We start from the raw sequence: 24973 nt of genomic DNA, 5'->3' as shown, positions 1-24973 counted from the left end.
CGCTGCGACGCTCAGGGATAGCCGCACGCGATGGATGCGACAAGGAGGTATGCGCAGAGCGAAACATTGTGCTGCAACCACCCGGCGCGGCGGCGTCTCTCTGTTGTCTGTCGCGCGCTCGCGCGCCGTTCGCGCGGCCGGGACGGCGGGTGTCGAGGAGCGGCTTGCCGCTCGGCGCGGTGCGTTGGCGCGTCAGGCGAGCCGCGCGTGTTGCGGCCGTGTGACGTCGCAAACCACGCCGTGGTACTTGAGCAGGCCCTCATCGAGGGTCACGACGGTGGCGTCGGTGCGGTGGGCGGCCCACAGATACACGAGGTCGGTCGCGTTGGCGAAGGGCCTGCGGCCGCGCATGCGCTTCGTCAGCAGGGCGAGGAACTCGGCGATGACGCCCTCGTCCTCGGGCGCGACAAGCTCGACGGCGAGGCCTCCCAGCGCGCTCGCGGCCGCGGGCGCGCCCCGGCGCGACGTCGCGAGCCGCTGCTCGGCCACGTACACCTCCAGCCACAGCTCGGGCGGCGCGAGCACGCGCGCCGCGCCCGCGGCCACGGCCGCGCGGGCGCGCTCGAGAAACGCGAGCGCGTCCGCGTGCCCGGGCTCGGCGGGCTTCATCGAGGCGATGGCGACAGAGCTATCGAGTACGAACCGCATGAGACCTCACCGGGCGGCGGCGAGAGCCATGATGGCACACCCTGGCACGGCGGGGCGCCCCGGAGGCGGAAAACCCGCTGGTTGTGCACGGTACATGCCTTGCCTATCACCGGACATGCGAACATTGCTGCGCCGTATTCTCGTCGCGTCCCAGTGGGGCGCGAGCCTCGCTCTGGCATCCGCCTGCGGCCCGCACGTCGAGTCTGGCGGGGGCTCGGCCTCGCCTGAAAGCACGTCGTCGCAGTCCGGCGGGGGCTCGACCTCGCCTGAAGGCACATCGTCGCAGTCCGGCGGGGGGTCGACCTCGTCTCAAAGCGCATCGTCGTCGTCCGGGGGCGGCGGCGAGCCCGGCCCTTCGCCGCTCGAGCCGTATCCGGATCCGACCTGCTTCGGTCCGGAACACGACGACGGCTATCACGGCCGGTGCTGTTACGAGGTGCACTGCGCCGCGCCGGTCGACGGCGTCTGCCCCCCGGCCACGGCCACCGAGATTCCGCTGGACCTCGGGGGAATCGCGCCCGGCTCGGGATCCTGCATGTGCTACCGCGAGGACCTCACCGACGCGCTCGAGGGCCCGTACGCGAACCGCGACGCGTCGGCGCCCGAGAGCTGCTGTTATTTCGTCGGGGTCATCAGCTGCGAGGGGCGCCCCCTCCTCGTCCGGGGCGAGCCCCGCGTCGCGCCGCTCGCGCACGCCCCGAGCGCCTGGTCGCAGACCGACGTGCGGCGCTTCGAGCGCGCGCTCGCCGACACCGACCTGGGCGAGCTCGCGCCCGCCGAGCGCCGCGAGCTCGCCCGGCGCTGGGCCGAGCGGGGCCAGAACGAGCACGCCTCGGTGGCCTCCTTCGGCCGCTTCGCGCTCGGGCTGATGGCGATCGGCGCGCCTCCCCAGCTGCTCGAGGCGGCGCACCGCGCCGCGGTCGACGAGGTGCGGCACGCGCGCCTCGCGCTGGCGATCGCCTCGGCCTACGCGGGCGAGCCGGTGGGCGTCGGCCCGCTGCCGCTGGGCGGCGCGCTCGACGACCTCGGCTCGCTCGAGGGCCTCACCCTCGCCGCCGTCGTGGAGGGCTGCATCGGTGAGACCCTCTCGGCCATCGAGGCGGAGGTCGCCGCCCAGGCCGCGCAGCCGCCGGCGGTGCGCATGGCGCTCCTCTCGATCGCGCGCGACGAGGCGCGCCACGCCGAGCTCGCCTGGGCGTTCGTCCGCTGGGCCATCGCCGAGGGCGGCGCGGGCCTGCGGGCGCGCGTCGCCGCGGCCTTTGCGCGCGCGCTCGACCAGGTGGCCGCCGAGGCGCCCGGCGGCGCCGGCGGCGAGCTCCCGCCCTCCCACGGCTTCCTGCCCGTCGACGAGCTCCACCGGCTCCGGCAACAGGCCCTCACCGACGTGCTCCGCCCCGCCGCCGCGGCGCTCGTCGGCGCGCGCTCTCCGTCGGCAGAGCGCGAGTTCAGCGGCGCCAGCGGGAACGTCATCCTGAGCGCCGCCGCGACGTACCTGTCGACGTGAGCTTGGTGCTCTATAGCGGTTCTCGGCTGGGACTGAGACACCGTCCTCCGCCTCTCGTCCCCGTCTCTCGTTCTCCTCTCCCGTCTTCCGTCTTTCGTGCGCCTCTTCGTGCGCGTGCGCGTGCGCGCTGATTCCGGGGAATCGTGCACGCGCACGCGCACGAAGGACGCGCACGGAAGACGAGAGACGAGAGACGAGAGACGTCTGCGTCAGATCCGAGCGAAATCCGCTCTACCGGCGGGCGGTGGCCAGGCCGCTCGCCATCTCGCGGTCGCTCTCCGGCACGGGCGACTCGCGCGCGGTGGGGGCGTCGCGCCGCTCCCGCCAGAGCAGGAACATGCCGAACCCGTAGATCGCGAGCAGCACATACAGGTTCACCGAGAGCGCGAGCTCCGGCAGCCGCCCCTTGAAGCGGTCATAGACGTACGGAAAGTCGATGGTGGCGAGCGACAGCAGGACCACGAGCGCGCCCATCTCGAGCCGGCGCTCCTGCGCTGCCGCGCGGTCGAGCGCGTAGAGCGCGGCCGGGAAGAGGTAGAGCACGTGGTGCACGTAGGTGAACGGGCTCGCCACGACCATCGTGACGAGCAGCGGCAGGAGCAGCCGCAGCGAGCGCGCTGGCGAGGGGGAGCGGCCTGCCAGCGCGAGCGCGGCGCCGAGGAGGAGCAGGACGGTGATCGCCGACGCGACCTTGACGGCGGCCGCGTCCCCGTCGAAGAGCCGCGCGTAGAAGCCGGCGAGCGAGAAATTCGGCACCGTCCCCGGGTCGAAGAGGCCCGGGATCTTGGCCCCGTGCGACATGCGCGGCAGCCGCCGCAGGAACTCGAGCCACGCCGGCCCGGCGCCGAACGGCAGGCTGACCAGGACGAGGGCGGCGAACCCGGCGGCGAGGCCGGCGAGCGCGCGGAAGCGCCGCTCGATGACCCAGGGGATCGCGAGCAGGATCGGCGTGACCTTGATCCCCGCGGCGACGGAGAGGGCGAGCCCCGCGGGGATGTCCTTGCGCGCCATCGAGAGCGCGAGCGCGGCGCAGATGAACGCGAGGACCAGCGGGTTCACCTGCCCCATGGCCAGGCTGTTGCGCAGGTTGAGCGCCCACGCGAGAAAGGCGATGAGCGCGATGAGGACGGTGGGGACCGCGGTCCGGCGGGCCGCGCCGAGCGGGTCCGGCGACGCGCGGCGGACGGCGAACACGGTGAACGTCGCGGCGAGGCCGTAGCTGACCACGGCGACGCTCGACCAGGTCTGCTGGGCGATGCTCGGGCGCAGGCGCGCGAGCCACGAGAAGGTGTGCGCGAAGAACGGCGGATACAGATAGGGGAACGTCGGAGCGTGCGGGAGCCGCAGCTCCGTCGCGATCGCCTCGAGGACCTCGACGTCGTACACGTCGAGGCCCCGGCGGGCCGCGACGGCGGCCGCATAGAACGATTTGAAATCGACCGCGACTGGCTGCTTGAGGACGATATCGAGGACGCAGAGCCAGGCGGCGCCCGTGGCAAACGCGAAGATGGCGAGGTAACTCGGGAGCTCGCCCGAGAGGCGCTTTTTGACGGCGGCTGCGAACGGCATCACGGCGCGCACGTTCTGGCGTGTTCGTCCACGTCGTCAAGTGTCCTGGCCGGAGCTCCGGCGCCGCCGATTCCGTGGATCACGCCGGCGCGCTCACGCTCGTTCTGGCGGCCTGCTTCTCTCGCTCGAGCTCGTAGAAGAGCGTCCCGTCGTACATCCGGCGCAGCTGCTCGCGCGTCAGCTTCCCCCCTTTGCCGGCGAGCGCATAGAGCACCGCCCACTCGCCCGCCGACGCGAGGAACCCGAACACGTCGAGCAGGTCGCGATCTCCCAGCGTGCGCGCCACGAGCTCGCGCGCGTTCAGGGCGCCGTCGCGGTCCTTGTCCCAGCGCGCGAACAGCTCGTCGAACTTCTGCGGATCGAACCTGCCGTCCTTGTCGTAGACGCCCGTGTCGCTCGCGTGCTTCGCTCGGTGGATGTTCTCGAGCGTGATCGAGAGCGTGGGGACGAACGATCGGGACGTCGGGAGCCCGAGCGCCCCGTTGATGACGAGCGCGAACCACGCGGAGAGCACCCGCCCGATCCCGATCGCGCGGAGCCCTTCATAGGTCTCGCGGAGGGTGATGATGCCGTCGTGGTTCCTGTCGAAGAAGGCCGAGTGCATCTCGAGCGCCGTCCTGTCGCCGAGCGCCGCCGGCTGCGCGCCGCGCGCGTCCCCCGTCGCCGACGCCGACACGAACGCCGCCGGCCCGCGCCCCTCGCCCTGGGCCGCGCCGCGCGGCGGCGGTCCGCCGTCCGCCGCGCTCCCGGGCACCCGTGATGGCTTGGTCGGCTCGAAGGTCCTCGGTCCGCCGTTCAGCTTGTCCATGGTGCTCCTCTCCCGCGTCCGCGGCCGCGACCTTGGCGCGCGTGCCTGGCCGGGCGCGGAAGCACGATGCGGGCCGACGCCGCGCGCAACGGGGCGGGGCTCGCAACCCGCTGGTCTCGCGTCGCGGCCGGCACCGCAACGTGAGGCCAATTGCCTCGTGAGTGGGCCAGCGGTCACAAAAATGGCCCAGGCTGGCGCACTCGGCCGCAAAGGCGCCGCGCGGGGCGGTGGTCGCGTTCGTCCGGAGAGGGCTTCGTGCGCGTTCGTCCGGAGAGGGATCCGTGAAGGAGGCTTCCCACGTCCGCCGCCGCCCGGTCGTGAGCGAATGTCTCAGCGCGGGCGGCGCGCGCCGGGCCGGCCGCTCGCCGCGACGAGCATGGCCGACCCGGCGCGCTCGCCGGGTGCGCGCGCCTTGTCCTCTCACGCGGGCGGGCGCGCTGCCGGGCCGGCGCGCCTGCGTCGGCCTGGATCACGGAGCGCGGTCCGGCGCTGGGCACAATCTTGCTTGGCGCGTCGCGACGAGGTGGAACGATATGGCAACACTCTCGACGTCTGCATGGGTACTGCATGAGCTCGGTCTCGCCGCGGGGTTCGGCGGCCCTCTCTTCGGCCGGCTGGCGCTGCACCAGGCGGTCAAGGATATCCATTCCGAGGCCGAGCGCGGCAAGGTGCTCGCCGACGCATGGCAACGATACAACCTCGTCAACGCGATCTCGCTGGGAACTGCCGCGGCCACCTGGTTCATCGGGCGGACGATGATCTCGGGGCGATCGATCGACGAGGAGACCCGCAGTCTGGTGCGCCTCAAGGACTTCCTGCTCGGCGCGACGCTCGCGACGAGCCTCGTCAACATGGTGAGCGGACGTGAGATGAGCGAGCAGGCGCCCGGCCGCGCCGTGCCGATCCGGGACGGCGACACGCCGTCGCCGCGCACGCCCGCGAAGGCGGCGGGGCTGCAGCAGCTGCTCAACGTCATGGGGCCGCTCAACATCGCCCTCACGGCGGGGGTCATCGGCGTGACCACGGTCCTCGCGATGAAGTCCGGCCGCTCGACGAAGTGGAGCTTCATCTCCCGGCTCCTGCCCTGAGCCGCCCCCTCTCCGGCGAGGGCGCCCTGGCGCCCCGCGCAGCTCCGGCGGCGGGGCTCCTCTCTCCGGGGCCCGCGCCGGCGCGCGCGGCGCCGCGCTCGTGGTACGATGGCCCGATGAAGGTGATGACACGCATGGCGCTCGCCGCGCTCGCCCTCGCCGCGCTCGCCCTCGCCGCCTGCAGCAGCGGCCACGGCGAGGAGGGCTGTCCTGAGCTCTGCGAGCGAGCGGTGGAGTGCCCGGGCGCTCCCATGACCGAGGACAGCTGCCTGGACGCCTGCGGCGCGGAGACGGAGCAGGCCGAGGAGGCTGGCTGCGAGGACGCGTGGGAGTCCTACCTCGAGTGCCGAAACCACGCCGAGGACAACTGCGATCCGGCGAAGTACGAGGAGGAGTGCAGCATCCAGCTGGAGTCGCTGAACAGCTGCCTCCAGCGCAGCTAGCTCCGCCCGCCAGCAGACGCTATCAAGGCCGGCGGGCCCCCCCTCGGTGCAGGCCGAAGAGCCGCTGCCCGTCGGCGCGGCGCGGGGCCGTCCGGCCGCGCGTCAGCCCATCTGCTGTATGCATGTCTTGAGCCCGTCCTTCAATGTCGCCAGCGTCTGCACCTGGTCGAGGTTCACGCCCAGACCCACCACGGTTTGCGCCACCGCGGGCGCGATGCCGGTGATGATGAGCCGCGCTCCGAGCAGCGAGACCGCTCGGATGATCTTCACGAAGTGGTTCGCCGTCGCGGTATCGACGGCATCGATCCCGGTGAGATCGAGGAGGATGTAGCGCGATCCGCTCTGGACCACGGCCTCGAGGAGAGCCTCCGTGACCCGGGCCGCCCGCGTCGAATCCATCACACCGACGAGCGGCAGCGCGAGCACGCCCTCCCATACCTTGATGATCGGCGCGGACAGCGCGGAGATGGCCGCCTTCTGGCGCTCGATCGTCTTGAGCTTCTCCTCGAGCTCGCGCGCGATGGAGTAGCTCGTCGCCGCGAGCGACTCTTTCCACGGGGTCGCCTCGGGGCCCCAGGCCTCAGGCGATTGAATCTCGACACGACACTCAGGCGCCCCCATCCCTGCGCATGCGTGCTCGATCGCGATCAGCGGCGCGCCAAAAAAGGCAGAGGACCAGCCGCTCGCGTAGCCGGCGAGCGAGTGGCACACCGGGACCGTCGACAGCCCGAACTCCCTGACGTGCACCTCCGCCTCGTACGAGTGACGCCAGAGCACCGTCATGTGAAACCGGCCGGCCTTCCTGTCAAAATCGATCTTCGTCGGCTCGACATGGACGATGCCTTCCCATGTGTGCATCACGGGCCCGGCCGCGAGCTGGTCGAGCTCCGTATCCCAGGAATACCGGGTCGACATCGACTCATGATCTCCTGCGCCGCACCGATAGCCGAACTGCGTGAGCAGCGCGCGCGCCATCGCCTCGCCGAGCTGCGAGTAGAGCAGCTTGCGGAGGTGTGCAAAGGCGTCCTGCCGGAAGATCAACATCCGGTCGCTGCCCAGGAGGATTTTGCCCATGGCAGGATGAAATTCCAGGACTTTGCTAAGATCGAACTCGTTGACCTTCAAGATCTCCTCCCCGCGCGGGCGGTGGTCCATGTAGCGTGGTCCGCTCAGCGCGTCATCATCTGGCGGCTAAATCTGGCGGCTAACGGGCTCATGCATCGCATGCAGAGAACATGTTCGGTGGCCAGGGAGGTTGGCAGATACAGCCTTCGAAGCCAAGAGGGCAGAGCAGAGATCGCGATGGTGGAGCGAGCATCGTGGGGGCGGCGGCGCTGCGCGAGAGCGCCGCGCCCGGCGGAGCGCCGCCGCCCAGCCGCGGCTACTGGAAGCGGTGGACCGGGCGCCCGCTCGGGACCTCGTCCGGAATGAGCTTCCTGAGCTGCTTCGGCGTCGCGCGCGGGTCGAGCAGCGCCTCGCCGACGAAGGCAGAGAGCCAGCGGATCTCCTGCTCCGAGAGCTCGATCGGCCCCTCCAGCAGGGGGTCGACGGCGGCGAGCACCGGCGCGAGCGGGCCCATCTCGCCCCGCAGGTCCCGATCGAGGTGAGCGTTCGTGTACTCCGTGGCCGACGTGTAGACGTCGAGGTGGTGGCGGATGGCGCCCTCCAGCGACGTGAACGAGCCGTTGTGGAAGAACGTGGGCTGGAGGGCGACGTTGCGCAGCGGCGGGGTCCTGAACTTGTACCGGTCGGCCGGGTCGCCCGTGACCTGCTCCAGCCCGAAGTCCTCATCGCCGTTCGGGCCGTCGAAGACGACGTTCGAGAGCGCCGGGTCGTCGGTCGGCGCGATCTGCGGGACGCCGATGGCGTGCTGCTGGAAGTCGCTGAACATCTCGTTCGACGGCCCCGACACCGCGTGGCAGCGGACGCACCGCGCCTCGCCGAAGAAGAGCAGCGCGCCGCGCTTCTGCTCCAGCGTCATCGCGCTCCGCCGGCCGCGGGCGAACCGGTCGATGGGCGCGTCGGCGAACGTGAGCGACATCTCGAACTCGGCGATGGCGGCGGCGATCATCTCGTAGGTGATGGGCTTCCCGCGCTTCACCGCGTCGAACCGCTTGCCGAACCGGCGGCGGTACGCCTCGACGTCGTTCACGCGCGCGGCGACCTCCTCGCGCACGACGTCGTGCGACGCCGGCGCCTCGTACCCGGTCATCTCGGGGATCTCGGTCGGCGGGATGAACGCCTGCGCGGTGAGCAGGTGGGGCAGGGACGAGAGCGACATCCCCTCCGGCGAGGTGAACGAGAAGCCCTCGCTGTTGTCGAAGGGGTCGCCGGACACGGCGAAGAACCGCGAGTTCCACATCAGGGTGGGGTAAAAGGCCGTGTTGATGACGGTGGGCGCGCGGCGCTGGTTGCGCGGCCCCGCGCGGCGCGGGCCGACGACGCCGTTGTTCTCGATCCCGATGGCGATCGACTGTGTGTCGGCGAAGCCCGCGGTGGGCGAGTGGCACCCTGAGCACGAGTTGTCGTCGTTCAGGCCGAGGATGCTGTCGAAGAACAGCTCACGCCCGAGCTTCGCCAGCTTCCGGTCGAGCCTCCGCCCGAGGCGCGACTCCAGCGTGGACTCGATCTCTCCGGTGAAGCCGTGTCGGGCGAGCGTCGCCTCGAGTTGCTCATCGACGTGAGAGCCCTTGGCGAGCGCCGGGCGCGCGAGGAGGAGCGTCACGACGAGACAGGTCGCCAGGGCGGCGAGCGCCGGCACGAGAGATCGCAGGGTCATGGTGCCTCCAGCTCCCCCGGCGGGGGAGGCGCGCGTCGGTGCGCGTCCGTGAGATCAACCAGTCCTGCCCAGATCCTGGCCGAGCGGCGGTGAATCGGATGCTGGGAAATCTAATGTTGTGAGTCGGCGACCGGCAAGGACAATCTTCCATGATTCAATAGACTTACTGCGTCTCCGGGAGTCCGGTTACCGCGTTATCTGCGGTTGCCGCGCCTACATTCGGCGGCGACGCTGCGGCGCGGCGCGGCGTGGCCGCTCGCGGCGCGGCGTGGCCGCTCGCGGCGCGGCGTGACCACGCGGCCGCGTGGCGTCGTTGTAGGTGTGTGGCCGGCGCTCCGCGTCGGTGCGGCGCCCCCGCGCAGCGCGCCTCCGAGGTCGCCCGATACTCACGCTTTGTGGGGCGCGATGGGACGTCGTATGCTTGAGGTGATGGGCCGGACAGCAACTCTGGCGGATCCGACGGCGCTCGTGGGGGGCGCGCTCACCGGGGGATATCGGGTCGCCCGCGTCCTCTCCGCGCAGGGGTTCGGCGTCGTATTCGAGGCCCGGAGCCCCTCCGGCCGCCGCGTCGCGCTGAAGGTCCTGCGGCCCGACGTCGTCACCGAGGACACGCTGTCGCGGCTCAGCCGCGAGGCGAGCGTCACGTCGAAGCTCGACAACGCCCACGTCGTCCCGATCGTCGACGCCGGCCACGACCTCGAGCGAGATCTCGCCTACCTCGTGATGCCGCTGCTCGACGGCACCGACGTCGCCGCCCTCCTCGCCGAGACGGGCCCGCTCGCGCCCGAGGTCGCCGTGCGGATCGCGCTCCAGGCCGCCGCGGGGCTCTCGGCGGTCCACGCCGCGGGCCTCGTTTACCGCGACGTCCGCCCGCCGCGCCTCTTCCTGGAGCACCTCCCGACCGGCGAGATCCTGGTCCGCGTCTTCGGCTTCGGGCTCTCGAAGGGCTACGACACGGCCGCCTCCGATCCGGGCAAGGCGAGGAGCACCGGTCCCCAGCGCGACGAGTCGGGGCCGCGGGATCGCGCCGCGGACGTCCGGGGCGACGTGTTCGGCCTGGCGGCGACGCTCTACGAGATGCTCTGCGGCGTCTCGCCGTGGGCCGAGCTCGACGTCACGGCGGACACCGCCGACTTCGGCCCGGCGGACACCGCGGCGGACGCGCCGTCGCCCCTCGCGCAGCTGCCGTCGATCCAGGACCGCGCCCCGTGGATCGAGGCGCGCCTCGCGACCGCGCTCTCGCTCGCGCTGCACAGCGACGTGGACCGGCGCTACCCGTCGATCGAGGCGTTCGCCGAGGCGCTGCGCGCCGCCTCCGGCGGCGAGGAGCGGATCACGATCGACATGCTGAGGCCGCTCGATCCCGAGCTGCGCGAGGCGATCGCCGAGCGCGCCGGCGCCGAGACCGATCCGCTCGTCGGCCGCGAGCTCGGCGGCCGGTACGCGGTGCGCCGCCTGATCGGGCGCGGCGGCATGGGCGCCGTCTACGAGGCGGAGTCGCCGGAGGGGCGGCGGGTCGCGGCCAAGGTCATCTTCAAGAGCGCCGTCGGGCAGGACGACCACGCCGTGCGCCGCTTCATCCGCGAGGCGCGCGCGGTGACCGCGATCCAGAGCCCGCACGTGGTCAAGACGTTCGAGCTCGGGACGGATCTCACGCTCGCCACCCCGTTCATCATCATGGAGCTCTTGCACGGCGTCGATCTCGCCAGGCTCCTCCGGATGCGCGGGCCGCTCGAGCCGGCGCCGGTCGTGCGCGTCTTCATCCAGGCGGCGCGCGGGCTCGCGGCGGCGCACGCCGAGGGGATCGTGCACCGCGACATCAAGCCGGCGAACCTCTTCCTGCACGCGCCGTTCGAGGCTGCGATGAGCCGGGCGTCGAGCTCGATCGCGCCGCCGCCGTCCACCCAGCGCGGCGCCCTCGCGGCGGCGCCGCCGCCGTCGACCCGCCGCGGATCGAGCTCGGTCAGGCCGCCGCCCTCCGGCCAGCGCCTCTCCGGCTCGATCCGCCCGCCGCCGTCGACGCGCCGCCCGTCCGGCTCGATCCGCCCGCCGTCCTCGAGCGACCGCCGGCTCGTGGTCAAGGTCTGCGATTTCGGCATCGCGAAGCGCACCGGCGACGGCGTCTCGCACGAGCTCACGCGCGCCGGCGGCGTGCTCGGGTCGCCGATCTACATGTCGCCCGAGCAGGCGAAGATGGCGAGGGACGTCGATCGCCGCTCCGACGTCTGGAGCCTCTCCGTCTCACTCTACCAGGCGCTCTGCGGGAGCTGCCCCTGGGATCCGAACGCCTCGCTCGCCGAGCTGCTGCTGTCGATCTGCACCGAGCGCGCGCCGCCGCTCGCCGCGGCCGCGCCGTGGCTCGATCCGGCGCTCGCCTCCGTCGTGCACCGCGGCCTGAAGCGCGATCCCGGGGAGCGATGGCAGAGCATGGAGCAGCTGATCGCCGCGCTCGAGCCGCACGCGGAGGGGACCGAGGTCGTCACGCTGGATCAGCTGCGCGGCATCGATGCGGAGCGGCGCGCCGGCGCCACCCCGATGTCCGCGCTGCGCAGCGAGTCGAGGCTCGCCCGCTCCGCCGAGGGGGAGGATCGCTCGATCGGCGGCAGCTCGTTCACGGCGTCGCAGGCGCCCGCGGGCGCCGCGCGGCGGCGCTTCGTCGGGGCGGCGGTCACGGCGGTGGCCCTCGCCGCGGTCGGCGGCGGCCTCGCCCTGCGCGCCTCGACCGGCGGCGAGGTGCGCGCGCCGCCCGCCGCGCAGAGCGAGCCCGCGCCGCCCGCAGCGCCCCCGCCGACGCCCGCGCCCGCGCCGACGCCCGCGTCCTTCACCGCGGTCGTGACGCTCCCGAAGGAGGCGACGGTGCGGGTCAACGGCGCGGAGCGCCCGGTGAGCGATGGCCGGCTCGACCTGACCGGCCAGGCCGGCGACACGTTCGAGGTCGAGGTGAGCCGCGGCGGCGCGACCACGAAGGAGACGGTGTTCATGCTGAGCGACGGCCGGCTCCTGCCCGATCGCATCGAGCTCGAGCCGCCCGCGACGGCCTCTGCCTCGGCCGCGGCGTCCGCGCCGGCCCCGCGCCGCGACCGGCCGCGCCGCGCGCCGCGCGGCTCCTCCGCGCCGGCCGATGGGTCCACGTCCTCCACGGGGGCGCCCGCGGCCCCGCCGGCCCCGACCGCGGTGATGCCGGTCGATCGGTGGTGATCCGGACGCCGCGCGCCCCTCGCGCCGCGCGGCGCTCCGTCGCGGTGTCCGCCGCGGCGCTCGCGGCGCTCGCGGCGCTTGCGCCGCCGGCCCTCGCGCAGCCCGAGCCGGCGCCGCCTGCCGCGGCGCCCGCGCCCTCGCCGTCCGCAGCGCCGCCGACGCCCTCCGCGGCGCCCGCGCCCACCGCGTCGGCCGACGAGGCGCTCGCCCGGGCCAAGGCGCTCTTTCAGGAGGGCAACGAGCTGCGCAAGATCGGCGACTGCCAGCGCGCGCTCGAGCTCTACCTGCGATCGCGCCGGCTCGTCGCGTCGGTGCCCAACACCCTCAACGCCGCGTTCTGCCTCGATCAGCTCGGTCGTTACGACGAGGCGCTCGAGCTCTACGAGGCGCTGCTCACCGATTTTCGCGCCGAGCTCGGCGAGCCGGAGCGCAGGAGCGTCGCGTCCACGATCGCCGCGCTGAGGGCGCGGATCGGCAGCGTCCTCGTCTCGTCGAACGTCGATGGCCTGGTGCTCATCGACGGCAGGCCGCGCGGCCGCATCCCCGTCTCCGGCCCGATCCGGCTGCTCCCCGGGGGGCACACGCTCCGCGTCGTCAAGGACGGCTGGCGCACGTTCGAGGCGATCGTGACCGTCCGGGTCGCCGAGACCGCCGCGGTGGACGCGAAGCTCGAGCCGCTCGCCAACACGGGGCGGCTGAAGATCGAGGACGAGCGGCTCGTCGGCGCGGATCTCTTCATCGACGGCACGCTCATCGGGCAGCTGCCGTGGGAGGGCGCGCTCGCGCCCGGTCCGCATTTCTATTCGGTGCGCAAGGGCAACCTCGGCTCCGCGCCGCGCGAGGCGAACGTCGTCGCGGGGCAGCTCGCGGTCGCCACGGTCGAGGCGGGCCCGCTCGGCGAGGAGGTCCGCGTCGTCGCCCAGCCGCTCAGCGCGGATCTGGCCATCAACGGCGTCCCGGTCGGCAAGGGGCAGTGGCGGGGGGCGCTGCCGCTCGGGCGCCACACCTTCGAGGCGCACGAGCCGGGCTATTTCGCGCGCACGCTCCGCACGACCGTCGATCGGACGACGACGGGCGATATCGTCCTGCCGCTCGCCGTCGACGAGGCCCACCCGCGCTGGGGGCGGAGGATCGGTGTCTTCCGGCTGGAGGCGGCCTCCGGCTACGCCTTCGCCTCGTCGCTCGAGAGCGACGCCGAGCGGAGCTGCGGCAGCTTCCGCTGCTCCAACGTCTCGCGCCCCTCCGGCTTCCTCGCCGGCCTGCGCGGCAGCTACGAATTCCCGATCGGCGCCGCCATCGAGCTCACGGCCGGGTACCTGAGCCTCCACACGGCGCTCGAGCGCTCCCTCGACACGACGTACCTCGCGCCGGGCGGGGGCACGGCGCGGCTCCCCATCCGGTACACGTTCCAGGACGACATCGACCTTGCCGGCGTGACCGTGATGGTCGGCGGCAGCTACCATTATGCGCTGTCGTCCTGGTTCGACGTCGGCGGCGCGCTCGGGCTCGGCGTGGTGCTGGCCGAGATGCGCGACGCGGTGACCGGCGCGGCGTCCGACGCGCGGAGGACCGTCGCCGTGGCCGTGCAGAACGCGGGCAACGGCGTCCGCGCCGCCGCCCCGTTCGCGATGCCGGAGCTCAGGCTGCGGCTGAAGCTCGGGCGAATCACCGCCAGCGCCGGCCTCGGCGTCGCCTTCTTCCTCGTCGACGGCCCGCCGCTCGAGACGGGCAGCACCTACGTCGTCGGCGCCGACTGCAACGAGGCGGACCCGACGGTCGACTGCGCGCCGGGCAAGAAGGTCGTGTTCGAGGAGCTGGCCCACGGCACGTTCACGATGTTCCTTCCGAACGTCGCCGTGGGATACCGGTTCTGAGCGCCGGCGGCCGCGGCGCTCATCGGCTCGCCTGGTCCCTCTCGTGGCGCGCCTGCTCCCGCACGACGTCGAAGAGGCGCGCCGCGTCGAGCAGCGAGGCCGTGAGCCGGCCGAACTGGATTACATCGCCGACCGCGACCTCCGCCGGCTCGTTCTCGGAGAGCAGCTTGCCGTTCACGCGGGTCCCGTTCTGTGAGCCGTTGTCGATGAGCACGAGCTGCCCCTGCGCGCTCTGCCGGAAGTGCGCGTGCAGCTTCGAGACCGACGGGTGGCGCAGCACCACATCGCAGTTGCGCGTGCGGCCCACCGAGATCTGATCGGGATACGGATTGCCCTTCGCCTTGACGACCTCGAGCACCTCGCTGGTCGGACCGGGCGGAGGCGGCGGCTTGCGGTGCGCCGCGGGCGAGGCGGCGACCGTCCGGAAGGCAAATTGCTGGTTGTCCGCACCAGCCTCGGACACCACGAGGAGCAGGTTCGTCACCCTGCGGACGAAGCGGTCCCGAGGCATCAGACGCGCTAGCTCGATGATGTCCCCTGATTCTTCCACGATGCGCCGAGTATAAGCCGATCCCGAGGAGCGGAACGTGGGTGAGCGTACTTTGCCGTAGCGACACGCCCACGTCTCAGCAGCGCGGTCTCGCGGCCGCCATTGCGCTGGCGCACATTGCGTCTCCAAGGCGCCGCGCGGCGCGCCTCGAGTCAGAATCGGTGTTCCGATGTAAGCGCACGTGGTGCCCTGGGGGCGCATCACCCCTGTTTCTCGCCGCGCGGTCGCGCCTCGGCATCGATGCGGCGGCTCGCCGGGCAGACTGCGCTCAAAAACGCCGCGACCTGGCGTACCTTCCGCGCCCATGCACGCACTGGTTCGTGGACGCATCTCGGTCAACCCGCGCGGCTTCGGGTTCCTGAACATCGAGGCCTCTCCGGAGAAAGGAGGGGCGCCGGGCAGGCCGCCTCTGGTCCCGGCGACCGCCTTCATCACGCCGCCCGATCTGAACCCGTTCCTCGACGGCGACGTCGTGGACGCGGTGGTCGTCGAGGCGGAGCCGGGCCGCTACAGCGCGTCGCAGCTCGCCCTCGTCCATCGCGATCGCGCCGAGCTCTTCGGGACGGTCGTGTCGCACGCGAAGCGGCCGCACCTCCGGGTCGATCGCCTCGTCTCCAACACGGACTGGCCGTTCAAGCCGGGCGCCGCCGACGACCTCGCCGAGGGCACCGCGGTGGTCGCCGTCATCGAGGGCGCGGTCGTCGTCCCGGCGCGGGTCGTCGCGCCGGGCGCCGATCTCGGCATCGAGCGCTGCCTCGCCCGCAACGGCGTGCGCGCCGTGTTCCCGGGCGAGGTCGTCGAGGCGTCGCGCGCGGCGGCGGCGGCGGTGTCGATCGAGCGCGAGCTCGCGCGGGGCCGCCGCGACCTGCGCGAGCTCACCACGGTCACCATCGACGCGCCCGTCACCACCGACATCGACGACGCCCTCGCCGTGATGCCGGCCGGGCCCGACGGCGCGCTCCGCGTGTTCGTGTCGATCGCCGACGTGGACGCGTTCGTCCAGGAGGGCTCGCCGCACGATCTCGAGGCCCGCGCCCGCGGCACGAGCGTCTACCTCGCCGGCCGCGTCATCCCGATGCTCCCCGAGTCGATCTCCAGCGAGGCGGCGAGCCTGCTCCCGGGGGTCGATCGGCTCGCGGTCACGGCCGAGCTGCGCGTCGATCCCGAGGGCGGCGTCACCGCGGTCGATCTCCACGAGAGCGTGATCCGCTCGCACGCCCGCCTCTCGTACGACGCCGTCGAGGAGTTCCTCACGACGGGCCGGTCCGCCGGCATCCCCGAGGCGGCGTGGCCGGTCGTGCGCTGGCTCCGCACCGCGGCCGCGCGGCTGTCGACGGTCCGCGCCGCGCGCGGCGGCGTCGAGCTCGACCGCGACGAGGCCTACGTGACGCTGGACGCCGAGACGCGCGAGCCGACCGGCGTCTCGCCGCGCTCGGACACCGGCGCGCACCGCCTCGTCGAGCGGCTGATGGTGGCGGCGAACGAGGCCGTGGCCAGCTGGCTCGTGGCGCGCGGGCTCCCGTGCGTCTTTCGCGTCCACGACGAGCCCACCGAGGAGCGCGTCCAGGCGCTCGAGCGCTTCGCGCACAACTTCGGCGTCGAGGCCGGGTTCGGCCCGCGCCTGAGCCCCCTCGGCCTCGCGGCGTTCGAGGCGCAGTACCGCGGCTCGGAGCTCGCGCCCGCCATCCGCACCGTGCTCGGCAAGGCGCTCGGCCCGGCCCGCTACACGGCCGCCGGGGGCCTGCATTTCGGCCTCGGCGCCCCGCTGTACCTGCACTTCACGTCCCCGATCCGCCGCTATGCCGACCTCGCCGTGCACCGCGTCATCAAGGGCTACCTCCAGGGCCGGCGCGATCAGCGCGTGGACGCCGAGGCGCTGGCGTCGCTCGCCCACCACCTGAACGCGCGGGCGCGCAGCGCCGGCAAGGCCGAGACGGAGCGGCACCGCATGCTCGTGGCGCGCCTGTTCGCCTCCCGGATCGGCGAGGAGATCGAGGGCAACATCGTGTCCATCAAGCCGTTCGGCCTCGTCGTCCAGATGGTCGAGTCCGGCGCGACGGGCACGATCGCGCTGGAGGCGCTGCCGGAGGGCCCGTACCGGATCGACGCCGCCGCCCAGGCGCTCGTCGGCGCGAGCCGCCGCTACGGCGTCGGCGAGCCGATCCGCGCCGCCATCGCGTCGACGAACGAGGAGCTCGGCCGCGTCGATCTCGTCCCCGCGGGCGCCCGCGGCGCCGCGTGACCCGGGCCGCGGCGCGCGCCCGCGGCCGCGGCGGCGGCTCACGGCGCGCGCGCGGCCGCCGCTCGTGAGCACCTGGCGCAGCCGCTCCTGCGGCGCCTGGCGGCTACGGCGACAGGCTCACGACGAACGCGTCGGTGCCGTTCGCCGTGTGCTCGCCGAGCCCGAAGTCGATCCGCCCCTCGGCCGTACCGCAGAGCACGATGGCGCCGTTCACGGGCGAGATGGCCGTCGCGTTCGACTTCTGGTTGCCGGCGGCGCCGAGCACCTTCCCCCAGAGGGTCTTGCCCTGCGGGTCGAGCTTCGCGACGAAGGCGTCGAAGCCGCCGCCGCTCCGGAGCGGCTCGTCGCCGAGGGCGATCACGCCCTGCGCCGCGCCGGTCACCACCACGTTGCCGGCTGCATCCGCGGCGATCGCCATGCTCTCCTGCGAGCCGTCGCCGGCGAACGACCGCGCCCACGCGGGCGTGCCGTCGGGGGCGAGCGACACCACGAACGCCGTCTGTGCGTCGTTGGCCTGGAGGCTCAGCTCAGGGCCGAAGTCGAGCTTGCCCAGGTACGTCCCCGTCACGACCACCGCGCCGGACGGGGTGACGGTGATCCCGGTGCCCGCCTGCGAGGCCGTGTCGCCGTAGTCCGAGAGCCAGACGCCGTTCCCGTTGCTGTCGAGCTTGAGGACGAACAGGTTCGGCCCGAGCCCGGTGTTCCGCACCTGCCGGCTCCCGACGGTCAGCGTGCCGTTGTACCGGCCGGTGAGGAACACGCTGCCCGCGGCGTCGACGGCCACGCTGGTGGCGAACTGGTTCGAGGTGTCCCCGTAGATCCTGGTCCACAGGACGGCGCCGAGCGGATCGTACTTCCGCACGAAGATGTCGGTGCCGCCCTCGCTGCTGGCGCAGACCGGGAGGGGCGGCGCCGAGCAGAGCAGCGCTCCGCTGAAGTAGCCGGCGATCACGATGTTGCCGGCCGCGTCCACCGCGATGGAGCGCAGCGTCTGATCCGCGCTGTCCCCGATCTGGCGTGCCCAGCCGGGGGTGCCGTCTCTGTCCAGCGTGGCCACGAAGCTGTCGAGCGCGTTGACGCTGCTCAACGTCGCGCTGCCGAACGTGAACGACCCGTAGAACGTCCCGCCGATGACGAGCTTGCCGTCGGGCGTCACCGCGAGCCCGTTGAGCGTCTCGGCGCCGCTGCCGCCGAACCTCGCGCTCCAGCGGTGGGCTCCGGTCGCGTCGAAGCTCGCGACGTACACGTCGGCGGTGCCGATGCTCACCAGCGTCTCGTCGCCGAACTTGAGGGTCCCCGAGAAGGTGCCGCCGATATAGATGTTCCCGTCCGCGTCGACGCCGACGCCCGTCGCGCTCTGGATGTTCGGGTCGCCGTAGAGGGCCGACCAGAGCGGCGCGCTGCAGGCGAAGCCGTCGCAGTCCTCGTCGGTGTCGTCCGCGCACGTCTCGGTCGCCGGGGTGACCTCGCCGACGCACGGCCGCCACGACGTCCCCGTGATGTCGCACATCCGGAGCCCCGGCGCGCAGAGCCCGACGCCCTTCGTGTCGTCGGAGCCGCTGTAGCAGGTCTCGATCTGGCCCGGGGTGCACACGCACCCCGCGTCGGCCTCGTTCGTCTCGCCGTCGCAGTCGTCGTCCAGGGTGGTGCTGCAGTCCTCGAGCTTCGGGACCACGGCGCCCTCGCAGTCGCCGAAGCCCTGGCCGTCCGGCAGGCACCTCCGCACGCCGGCCGCGCACACGCCGACGCCCTCGGTGTCCGCGGGGCCGGGATAGCAAGCCTGCTCCTCGCCGGCGCTGCAGAGCGGCGCGCCTCCGGTGCCACCTCCGCTGCCGCCGCCGCCGCCGCCCCCGGCGTCGGGCCTCGGGTTGAAGGGCACCGGGTCCGAGCACGCGCCAGGGAGCATGAGAACGAGCGCAGACCCGACGAGCATCGATCGAGCGCGCAGGGTTGTCCTCGTGACCATCAGGGGATGGAGCTCCATGTTCGGCGATGTTGACTTCAGTCCTGATGTGGCTTTCTCGTCTGGCGCTTCTTCTTCAAGTCGATGATGATCGTGCTGACGGGCGGCGGCGCGCTCGATGAGGCGCCGGGCGGGTCCGGGCGCATCGTCTCCGGCGCCTCCAGGGCGCGCGGCGGCTCGTCGGCGATCTCGGACGGGGAGAGCTGGGTGGGCCTCTCGCTCGCGCTCTGCGCGGGGAGCAGGTCGTGCTGCTGGACCGCGTCGCTCTTGGGCTCGTCGCGGAGCGCCATCCACACCGCGACCACGCTCGCGATCACGAGCGCCACGCCGCCGATCGCGAGCAGGATCACGAGCTTCGGCGGCTGCTTCGGCGGAGCGCGGCGCGGCGCCCAGCCGGCGGCCGGCTGCTCGCCGTAGGGGGCGCTCGGGGCGTGCTGCGACGCGGGGGCGCCGTAGGACGCGCCGGTGTTGTGGAGCGAGGCCGGCGCGCTGTGGGGCATGCTGGCGGCGTGCGACGCGGCGGGGGCGCCGTAGGACGCGCCGGTGTTGTGGAGCGAGGCCGGCGCGCTGTGGGGCATGCTGGCGGCGTGCAGCGCGGCGGGGGCGCCGTAAGAAGCGCCGGTGTTGTGGAGCGCGGCGGGGGCGCCGTAAGAAGCGCCGGTGTTGTGGAGCGCGGCGGGGGCGCCGTAAGAAGCGCCGGTGTTGTGGAGCGCGGCGGGGGCGCCGTAAGAAGCGCCGGTGTTGTGGAGCGCGGCGGGCGCGCCGTAGGACGCGCCGGTGTTGTGGAGCGCGGCGGGCGCGCCGTAGGACGCGCCGGTGTTGTGGAGCGCGGCGGGCGCGCTGTGGGGCGCGCTGCCGCCGTGGAGCGAGGCGGGCGCGCCGTGCATCCCGGCGTGGCCTGCTCCGGTGTTGTGCAGGGCCGACGGCGGCCCGTTCGGAGCGCCGGGGCCGATCTGCGCGAGGCTCGGATGGCCTCCGCGCGCCTGGGCGGCATCCATGACGCTCGCGCCCTGGGCCCCGGGCGCCGCCACCGTGGCGGCCTCCCACGAGGTCGCTCCGCCGGGGCCGGGATCCGGCCCGATCGCGGGCGCCGAGCCCATCTCGTTCCACCTCGCCCCCGAGGGGGCCGCCGGCCGCGGCGGCGGCTCGGCCGGCGCCTCCACCGAGGCGGGCGCCGCGAGCATCGGCGAGGGCTGCGGCGCGCCCGCCGACGGCGTGTCCCCCGCCGCGAGCCGCGCCGACGCGAACGGCGGCGGCTCTCCGCGCAGGAGCGCCCGCATGTCCGCCTGCATCGTGCGGGCGTCCGGGTAGCGCCGGTCGCGATCGAACGCGAGCGCCCTGTCCACGAGGGCGCACAGCCCCGGCGGCGCCTCCGGCGCGACGCTCGCGAGCGGCGGCGCCGCCATGGTCGCCATCTTCACGAGCAGCTCGGACTCCGTGCGCGCCTCGTGGATGCGCCGCTTCGCGATCAGCCGGAACATCGTCGCGCCCGCGGCGAAGAGGTCCGCCCGGTGGTCGACCGAGATGCCGCGCACCTGCTCCGGGGCCATGTACGACACGGTCCCGAGCGTCGCGCCCGTCCGGGTCCGCATCGCCGTCTTCACGCCGTCGCGCATGCGGGCGATGCCGAAATCGAGCACCTTGAGGCGCCCGGTCCGCTCGACGAAGAGGTTGTCGAGCTTGATGTCGCGGTGGATGATCCCCTGATCGTGCGCCGCCCCGAGCACGTCGAGCAGCTCGTCCATGAGGCGCAGCATCTCGCCCGTCTCGATGTGGCCGAGCCGCTGGAGCCTGTCGGCGAGCGACTCGCCGTCGAGGAGCTCCATCACGAGGAACGGCGCGCCGTCCTCGGTCATGTCGATGTCGCGGATCTCGACCACGCCGGGGTGCCGGAAGCGATTGACCGCCTGCGCCTCCCGCTCGAACCGGGCGCGCAGGTCCTTCGAGCGCGCCACCTCGGGGTGGAGGATCTTGATCGCCTCGCGGCGCCCGATCTTGTGGGTCGCGGCGTAGACGGCGGCCATCCCGCCGATCCCGAGGAGGCGATCGATCGTCCATTTGCCCCGCAGGGTCGTCCCTACGCGCCTCTCGCAGGCCGCCCGCTCGTCGTCCATGCCCCGATCGAATGTCACAGCGCGCGGGATCGAGGTCAAGGTGAGAGCCGCGGCGGGGGCGACATCGTCTCGCTTCCCGTGCCTTCCCGGCGCCGACGAGCCTGCCACCGGCCCGGGCTCAATCGGGGATCGGGTGCATGCCGTCGCGCACCCAGGGATCGATGGTCGGCCGGAACGCCGCCTCGGTCCGGAGCCCCGCCAGCACGGACGCGAGCCCCCACTGCAGCCGATTCACGAACGTGAAGTCCTGCGGCATCTTCGGCACGTGGGGGATGGTGGGCATCTTCTCTCCCTCCTTGAAGGTGAGCCCCCGGATCCCGCGGGTCAGGTAGGCCACGGTCTCGCGCGCCTTCTCCGGGGAGCACTTCCAGGTCCCGTGCGTGCACAGCGGGACCATGAGCTCCATCGTATAGCTCCGGTAGAGATCCCAGCTCTCGTCGTTCGGATCGTAGCCGAGCACCTCCACGCAGGCGCGATCGAACTCCTTCCAGTCCGCGTCCATGGCGGCGCGCATGTAGCGCTTCATGCCCGCCACGAGGTCGGGCGGGAGCTGCTTGACGCAGCCGAAATCGAGGATCGCGACCCGGCCGTCCTCGTAGAAGCGGTAGTTGCCGGGGTGCGGATCGGCGTAGAGCCAGCCGTACCGCAGCATCGAGCGGAAGGTGAAGCGCCAGATCGAGAGGCCCGCGCGGTTCTTCGCCTCCTGGCTGCCGCGCTCGCAGAACTCGGCGTAGCTCATGCCGTCGACGAACTCGAGCGTGATGATCCGCCGCGTGGTGAGGCTGTGGTGAATCCGGGGAATGTAGACGTCCTCGTCCCCGGCGTTCATGCGGCGGAACAGGTCCGCCATCTCGGCCTCGCGCGCGTAGTCGAGCTCGGACAGGAAGACCTTGCGGAGCTCGTCGACGGTCTGCCGGGCGTTCAGCTTCTTGGCGATGGGCGCCATCATCGCCTCGAGCATCGAGACGCTCTTCAGGTCGTTCTCGATGGCCCTGTCCATGCCCGGGTACTGCACCTTGACGGCGACCCGCTCGCCCGCCTTCGTCGTCGCCCGGTGCACCTGCCCGATGCTCGCCGCGGCGAACGGCTCGCGCTCCCAGGCCGCGAACACCTCGTGGGGCGGCGTGCCGAGCTCCTGGATGACCATCTGCTCCGCGGCCTCGGGCGACAGGGGCGGCGCCTTGTCGAGCAGCTTCTTCAGCGTGGCCTGGAACTTCTCCTCGTACCCCGGCGGCGCGAGCCCGTCGATGTAGCTCGCCATCTGCCCGAACTTGAGCGGCAGGCCCTTCATCTCGCCGAGCGTCTTCAGCATCGCCTCGGCGGTCTTCTTCACCTCCTGGGTCATCTTCCGCCGCGCCTCGGCCTCTTCCTCGTCGGTCCGCGGCGCGCCGAGGGCGCGCTTCGCGCCCTCGATGGCGAACGGGAGGGTGCGGGGCGCGAGGCCGGCGAGGCGCGCGAGGCGCCCGAGCTTGGAGGTCGGCGGTTTGTCTCTGGGCTTGTCGTCGGCCATGCGGACTGACTCGTTAGGGTAGCGTTGGTCGGCGCGGAGCGGTCATGCGCCGACGCGGCGCCTCGGGGCGGCGCGGATCTTCGGAACCGGCCACAGGGACACGGTGTTCCTCAGCTGCTGAGCCTGCTCCGGGGAGATGTCCCCCTCCACGTGGACCCGGGCCTTCCGGTCCTCGACCACGACCCGCACCGCGCCCCGTCCGACCGGCGCCGCGCGGAGGACGTCCGTGATGTCGTCGAGCAGGCGCTGGGGCAGCCGGCCCCGGAGCAGCCGGACGTTGCGCCCCTCGACGCGCACGTAAAATAGCTCGTTCGCGCGGAGGAGGGCCACGGCGAGCGGAACGACGACGGCGAGCAGGGCGAGGGGGATCAGGAAGGACATGGCGGGCCGCCCACGACGAGAGCGCCTCCCCCAGGCTCACCCGCGGCGTCCCGATCGTGAGCCCGCGCCGGCCGTTGTCAACGCTGACCGCGGCGGGCTCCCGGCGCCCGCGCGCGCCGTCCGGGCCGGGGGCCCTGGTCAGGGGGGCGCGCGGTGCCTACCTTAGGACCTCATGACGAGCGCCGCGCCCCAGCCTGCCGCCATCGACCCGCGCCTGGATCTCCACGACGAGATCAGCCGCCTGAAGCGGGACAGGAACGCCGTCCTCCTGGCCCACTACTACCAGGACGGCGAGATCCAGGACCTCGCAGACTTCCTCGGCGACTCGCTCCAGCTGGCCCAGCAGGCGAAGAAGACCACCGCGGACGTCATCCTGTTCGCCGGCGTGCACTTCATGGCCGAGACGGCGAAGATCCTGAACCCCGAGCGCATCGTCGTGGTGCCCGACCTGCAGGCCGGCTGCTCGCTCGCCGACGGCTGCCCCGTCGACCGCTTCCGCGCCTGGCGCGCTCGGTACCCCGGCGCGGTCGCGATCTCGTACATCAACTGCTCCGCCGAGGTGAAGGCGGAGAGCGACTACATCTGCACGTCGTCGAACGCCGAGAAGATCGTCCGCGCGATCCCCGAGGGGCAGGAGATCCTCTTCGCGCCCGACAAGAACCTCGGGCGCTGGCTCATCGAGCGGACGGGCCGCCCGATGCGCCTGTGGCAGGGCAGCTGCCTCGTGCACGAGACGTTCAGCCTGCGCAAGATCGTCGCGCTGCGCGAGCGCCACCCGGACGCGAAGCTCATCGCGCACCCGGAGTGCGAGGAGCCGATCCTGCGGATGGCCGACTACATCGGATCGACGACCGCGCTGCTCAAGTACACGATCGCGGACGACGCCGCGAAGTACATCGTCGCGACCGAGAGCGGCATCGTGCACCAGATGCGCAAGGCGTCGCCGCAGAAGGAGTTCATCGAGGGGCCGCCCGAGGGCAACTGCGCCTGCAACGAGTGCCCCTTCATGCGGCTCAACACGCTCGAGAAGGTCTACCTCGCGCTGCGCGACCTCGCGCCGCGCCTCGAGATGGCGCCCGAGCTGCGCGAGCGCGCGCGCATCCCGATCGATCGCATGCTGGCCCTCAGCTGAGCCCGCCGCGCGGCTCACCGCCTCGGGCACGCGTGGCGGCGCAGCGTGCAGATGTTGGTCCGCTCGCACGTCGTCGACATCGTGAGATCGCGGCAGGGGCGCCCCTCCTCGTGGGGCCGCTCCCGCGTCGCGCGGACCGGGTGCGGGCGCGGCTCGTGGGCCACGGCGCAGTCGTGGTCCCCCTCGCACGGCACGGGCAGCACGCGGAGCAGCGCGCACGCGCCGGCGTCGCAGTAGCAGACGATCCCCTGGTCCGTGACGGGCGGCTGCCGGTTCAGCCGCGGATCGGCGCCGCAGCGCTCGCCCGCGGGATCGTAGCCGCACTCCGCGTCGATCGCGCACGCGGTCGGGAACGCCTGCCCCCGGGGCAGCGCGGCGTCGTCGCCCGCCGTGGCCGCCGGGTCGTCCTGGCCGCCCGCGCTCGCGGCGCGCGTCGTCCGGACGCCGTCGTGCTGCGAGCGCGGCGCCGGCGCAGGCGAGCGCGCCGCCGGCGCGGACGCGAGCGAGCGCGGCGGCGCCGGCGGGCGCCCCGGGGCCGGAGCGCCGCACGCCGCGAGGGCGAGCGCGGCGGTGAGCAGGAGGCGCCTCGCGCGCTCGCTCACCGCGGCGATCACAGCACCAGGGAGAGGCCGAGGGTATGGATGAACGAGCCTCGCGCCTGCGGCAGCCCGCCGATGGCGCGCCGCCGCCCCAGGCCGTCGATGGCCTGGGCCTCGCGCGTGGCGTCGCCGCCCCGACCGAGGAGGAAGGCCCCCGAGCTCTCCAGCTCGATCGTGAGCCAATTGCGGATGAGGTCGAACGACACCCCGAGCCCCAGCGGGATGGCGACGTACGAGCCGCCGCGCTCGCGGATCGTGAACTCGCCCTCGGGATCGGAGACCCGCATGCGGCCGAAGTCGAACCGGTCGTAGCCGACGCCGACCGAGATCCACGAGCGGGCGCGCTCGCCGAGCGGCAGCGTCGGCGCGAGGCGCGCGCCGAGCGCGAGGGCGCGCGCGGCGGGCGCGCCGTCCTCGCGCGGCTCTGCGGTGATCGCGCCGGGCTGCCCGAGCGCGCCTTGCTGCATGGCGAGCTCGTGCCGGGCGAGCACGACGAAGGCGGAGAAGCGCAGGTGCTCGACGATCTCCCAGCGCGCGTGGATCCCGAGCCCGATCGCGGGCTCCAGGCGAA

General features: G+C 73.0%; 19 protein-coding genes (1 of these 19 running past the window's edge). 7 read left to right on the top strand and 12 right to left on the bottom strand.

Annotated features, from left to right (window positions below; genetic code table 11):
* Positions 1-192 precede the first annotated feature (192 nt).
* Positions 193-648, bottom strand: coding sequence for a PIN domain-containing protein (locus WME98_RS14200; protein WP_437951786.1), 456 nt, complete (start codon positions 646-648; stop codon positions 193-195).
* A gap of 115 nt (positions 649-763) precedes the next feature.
* Between WME98_RS14200 and WME98_RS14195 the strand changes: the two genes are divergently transcribed.
* On the top strand, positions 764-2152 hold the full coding sequence (locus tag WME98_RS14195) for a hypothetical protein (protein ID WP_437951785.1): 1389 nt from the start codon (positions 764-766) through the stop codon (positions 2150-2152).
* A gap of 231 nt (positions 2153-2383) precedes the next feature.
* Here the strand turns inward: WME98_RS14195 and WME98_RS14190 are convergent, their stop codons facing one another.
* A complete protein-coding gene (locus WME98_RS14190; RefSeq protein ID WP_437953981.1) occupies positions 2384-3721 on the bottom strand; it encodes a glycosyltransferase family 87 protein in 1338 nt (445 codons plus the stop codon).
* Between the two features lie 79 nt (positions 3722-3800).
* Positions 3801-4529, bottom strand: coding sequence for a caleosin family protein (locus WME98_RS14185; RefSeq protein WP_437951784.1), 729 nt, complete (start codon positions 4527-4529; stop codon positions 3801-3803).
* A gap of 533 nt (positions 4530-5062) precedes the next feature.
* Here WME98_RS14185 and WME98_RS14180 point away from each other — a divergent pair.
* Both WME98_RS14180 and WME98_RS14175 read left to right on the top strand, forming a co-directional pair.
* A complete protein-coding gene (locus WME98_RS14180; protein WP_061623088.1) occupies positions 5063-5617 on the top strand; it encodes a hypothetical protein in 555 nt (184 codons plus the stop codon).
* Between the two features lie 116 nt (positions 5618-5733).
* Positions 5734-6060 (top strand): hypothetical protein, encoded by a 327-nt coding sequence (locus tag WME98_RS14175; RefSeq protein ID WP_061623087.1) that lies wholly within the window; start codon positions 5734-5736, stop codon positions 6058-6060.
* A 102-nt stretch (positions 6061-6162) separates the two neighbouring features.
* Here the strand turns inward: WME98_RS14175 and WME98_RS14170 are convergent, their stop codons facing one another.
* Positions 6163-7215 (bottom strand): XylR N-terminal domain-containing protein, encoded by a 1053-nt coding sequence (locus tag WME98_RS14170; RefSeq protein WP_437951783.1) that lies wholly within the window; start codon positions 7213-7215, stop codon positions 6163-6165.
* A 226-nt stretch (positions 7216-7441) separates the two neighbouring features.
* Entirely contained in the window at positions 7442-8839 is a 1398-nt protein-coding gene (locus tag WME98_RS14165) for a cytochrome-c peroxidase (protein WP_437951782.1), read from the bottom strand.
* Positions 8840-9268: 429 nt separating this feature from the next.
* Between WME98_RS14165 and WME98_RS14160 the strand changes: the two genes are divergently transcribed.
* Positions 9269-12037 carry a serine/threonine-protein kinase gene (locus WME98_RS14160; RefSeq protein ID WP_437951781.1) on the top strand — a complete coding sequence of 923 codons (2769 nt, stop codon included), beginning with the start codon at positions 9269-9271 and terminating at the stop codon, positions 12035-12037.
* Positions 12034-13911 (top strand): PEGA domain-containing protein, encoded by a 1878-nt coding sequence (locus WME98_RS14155; protein WP_437951780.1) that lies wholly within the window; start codon positions 12034-12036, stop codon positions 13909-13911. The genes WME98_RS14160 and WME98_RS14155 overlap by 4 nt, the downstream gene beginning before the upstream one ends.
* Positions 13912-13930: 19 nt before the next feature.
* Here the strand turns inward: WME98_RS14155 and WME98_RS14150 are convergent, their stop codons facing one another.
* Positions 13931-14422: an FHA domain-containing protein gene (locus tag WME98_RS14150; protein WP_437951779.1), complete on the bottom strand. Its 492-nt coding sequence runs from the start codon at positions 14420-14422 to the stop codon at positions 13931-13933.
* A gap of 343 nt (positions 14423-14765) precedes the next feature.
* Here WME98_RS14150 and WME98_RS14145 point away from each other — a divergent pair, with 343 nt between their 5' ends.
* On the top strand, positions 14766-16703 hold the full coding sequence (locus tag WME98_RS14145) for a ribonuclease R family protein (RefSeq protein WP_437951778.1): 1938 nt from the start codon (positions 14766-14768) through the stop codon (positions 16701-16703).
* Positions 16704-16806: 103 nt separating this feature from the next.
* Here the strand turns inward: WME98_RS14145 and WME98_RS14140 are convergent, their stop codons facing one another.
* The 4 genes from WME98_RS14140 to WME98_RS14125 form a co-directional block, all read right to left on the bottom strand.
* On the bottom strand, positions 16807-18669 hold the full coding sequence (locus tag WME98_RS14140) for a hypothetical protein (protein ID WP_437951777.1): 1863 nt from the start codon (positions 18667-18669) through the stop codon (positions 16807-16809).
* Positions 18670-18704: 35 nt separating this feature from the next.
* The gene (locus WME98_RS14135) at positions 18705-20780 is read right to left on the bottom strand and encodes a protein kinase domain-containing protein (RefSeq protein ID WP_437951776.1); all 2076 of its coding nucleotides are present in this window, start codon (positions 20778-20780) and stop codon (positions 18705-18707) included.
* A gap of 118 nt (positions 20781-20898) precedes the next feature.
* Positions 20899-22290, bottom strand: coding sequence for an ABC1 kinase family protein (locus WME98_RS14130; RefSeq protein WP_437951775.1), 1392 nt, complete (start codon positions 22288-22290; stop codon positions 20899-20901).
* 42 nt (positions 22291-22332) lie between these two features.
* Positions 22333-22671 carry a DUF3634 family protein gene (locus WME98_RS14125; RefSeq protein WP_020740483.1) on the bottom strand — a complete coding sequence of 113 codons (339 nt, stop codon included), beginning with the start codon at positions 22669-22671 and terminating at the stop codon, positions 22333-22335.
* Positions 22672-22843: 172 nt separating this feature from the next.
* On the opposite strand from WME98_RS14125, the gene nadA reads away from it, so the two are divergent.
* Positions 22844-23803, top strand: coding sequence for a quinolinate synthase NadA (nadA, locus tag WME98_RS14120; RefSeq protein ID WP_437951774.1), 960 nt, complete (start codon positions 22844-22846; stop codon positions 23801-23803).
* A 14-nt stretch (positions 23804-23817) separates the two neighbouring features.
* Here the strand turns inward: nadA and WME98_RS14115 are convergent, their stop codons facing one another.
* Together WME98_RS14115 and WME98_RS14110 are read right to left on the bottom strand one after the other, a co-directional pair.
* The gene (locus WME98_RS14115; protein WP_437951773.1) at positions 23818-24405 is read right to left on the bottom strand and encodes a hypothetical protein; all 588 of its coding nucleotides are present in this window, start codon (positions 24403-24405) and stop codon (positions 23818-23820) included.
* Between the two features lie 8 nt (positions 24406-24413).
* Positions 24414-24973, bottom strand: partial view of a hypothetical protein gene (locus WME98_RS14110; RefSeq protein WP_437951772.1) — the 3' portion only. 271 nt of this gene lie beyond the right edge of the window; 560 of the gene's 831 nt are visible here — the last part of the coding sequence; the start codon falls outside the window, past its right edge; it ends in the stop codon at positions 24414-24416.

Source organism: Sorangium sp. So ce296 (assembly GCF_051529605.1).
Classification (GTDB): domain Bacteria; phylum Myxococcota_A; class Polyangia; order Polyangiales; family Polyangiaceae; genus Sorangium; species Sorangium cellulosum_D.
Note: the sequence above shows the minus strand (reverse complement) of the source record. Positions and strands in the feature narration are given on the sequence as shown.

Coding starts and splice junctions, on each gene's coding strand:
- WME98_RS14200 (WP_437951786.1), bottom strand. CDS start 648: ATGCGGTTCGTACTCGATAGCTCTGTCGCCATCGCCTCGATGAAGCCC.
- WME98_RS14195 (WP_437951785.1), top strand. CDS start 764: ATGCGAACATTGCTGCGCCGTATTCTCGTCGCGTCCCAGTGGGGCGCG.
- WME98_RS14190 (WP_437953981.1), bottom strand. CDS start 3,721: ATGCCGTTCGCAGCCGCCGTCAAAAAGCGCCTCTCGGGCGAGCTCCCG.
- WME98_RS14185 (WP_437951784.1), bottom strand. CDS start 4,529: ATGGACAAGCTGAACGGCGGACCGAGGACCTTCGAGCCGACCAAGCCA.
- WME98_RS14180 (WP_061623088.1), top strand. CDS start 5,063: ATGGCAACACTCTCGACGTCTGCATGGGTACTGCATGAGCTCGGTCTC.
- WME98_RS14175 (WP_061623087.1), top strand. CDS start 5,734: ATGAAGGTGATGACACGCATGGCGCTCGCCGCGCTCGCCCTCGCCGCG.
- WME98_RS14170 (WP_437951783.1), bottom strand. CDS start 7,215: ATGGACCACCGCCCGCGCGGGGAGGAGATCTTGAAGGTCAACGAGTTC.
- WME98_RS14165 (WP_437951782.1), bottom strand. CDS start 8,839: ATGACCCTGCGATCTCTCGTGCCGGCGCTCGCCGCCCTGGCGACCTGT.
- WME98_RS14160 (WP_437951781.1), top strand. CDS start 9,269: ATGGGCCGGACAGCAACTCTGGCGGATCCGACGGCGCTCGTGGGGGGC.
- WME98_RS14150 (WP_437951779.1), bottom strand. CDS start 14,422: ATGCCTCGGGACCGCTTCGTCCGCAGGGTGACGAACCTGCTCCTCGTG.
- WME98_RS14145 (WP_437951778.1), top strand. CDS start 14,766: ATGCACGCACTGGTTCGTGGACGCATCTCGGTCAACCCGCGCGGCTTC.
- WME98_RS14140 (WP_437951777.1), bottom strand. CDS start 18,669: ATGGTCACGAGGACAACCCTGCGCGCTCGATCGATGCTCGTCGGGTCT.
- WME98_RS14135 (WP_437951776.1), bottom strand. CDS start 20,780: ATGGACGACGAGCGGGCGGCCTGCGAGAGGCGCGTAGGGACGACCCTG.
- WME98_RS14130 (WP_437951775.1), bottom strand. CDS start 22,290: ATGGCCGACGACAAGCCCAGAGACAAACCGCCGACCTCCAAGCTCGGG.
- WME98_RS14125 (WP_020740483.1), bottom strand. CDS start 22,671: ATGTCCTTCCTGATCCCCCTCGCCCTGCTCGCCGTCGTCGTTCCGCTC.
- nadA (WP_437951774.1), top strand. CDS start 22,844: ATGACGAGCGCCGCGCCCCAGCCTGCCGCCATCGACCCGCGCCTGGAT.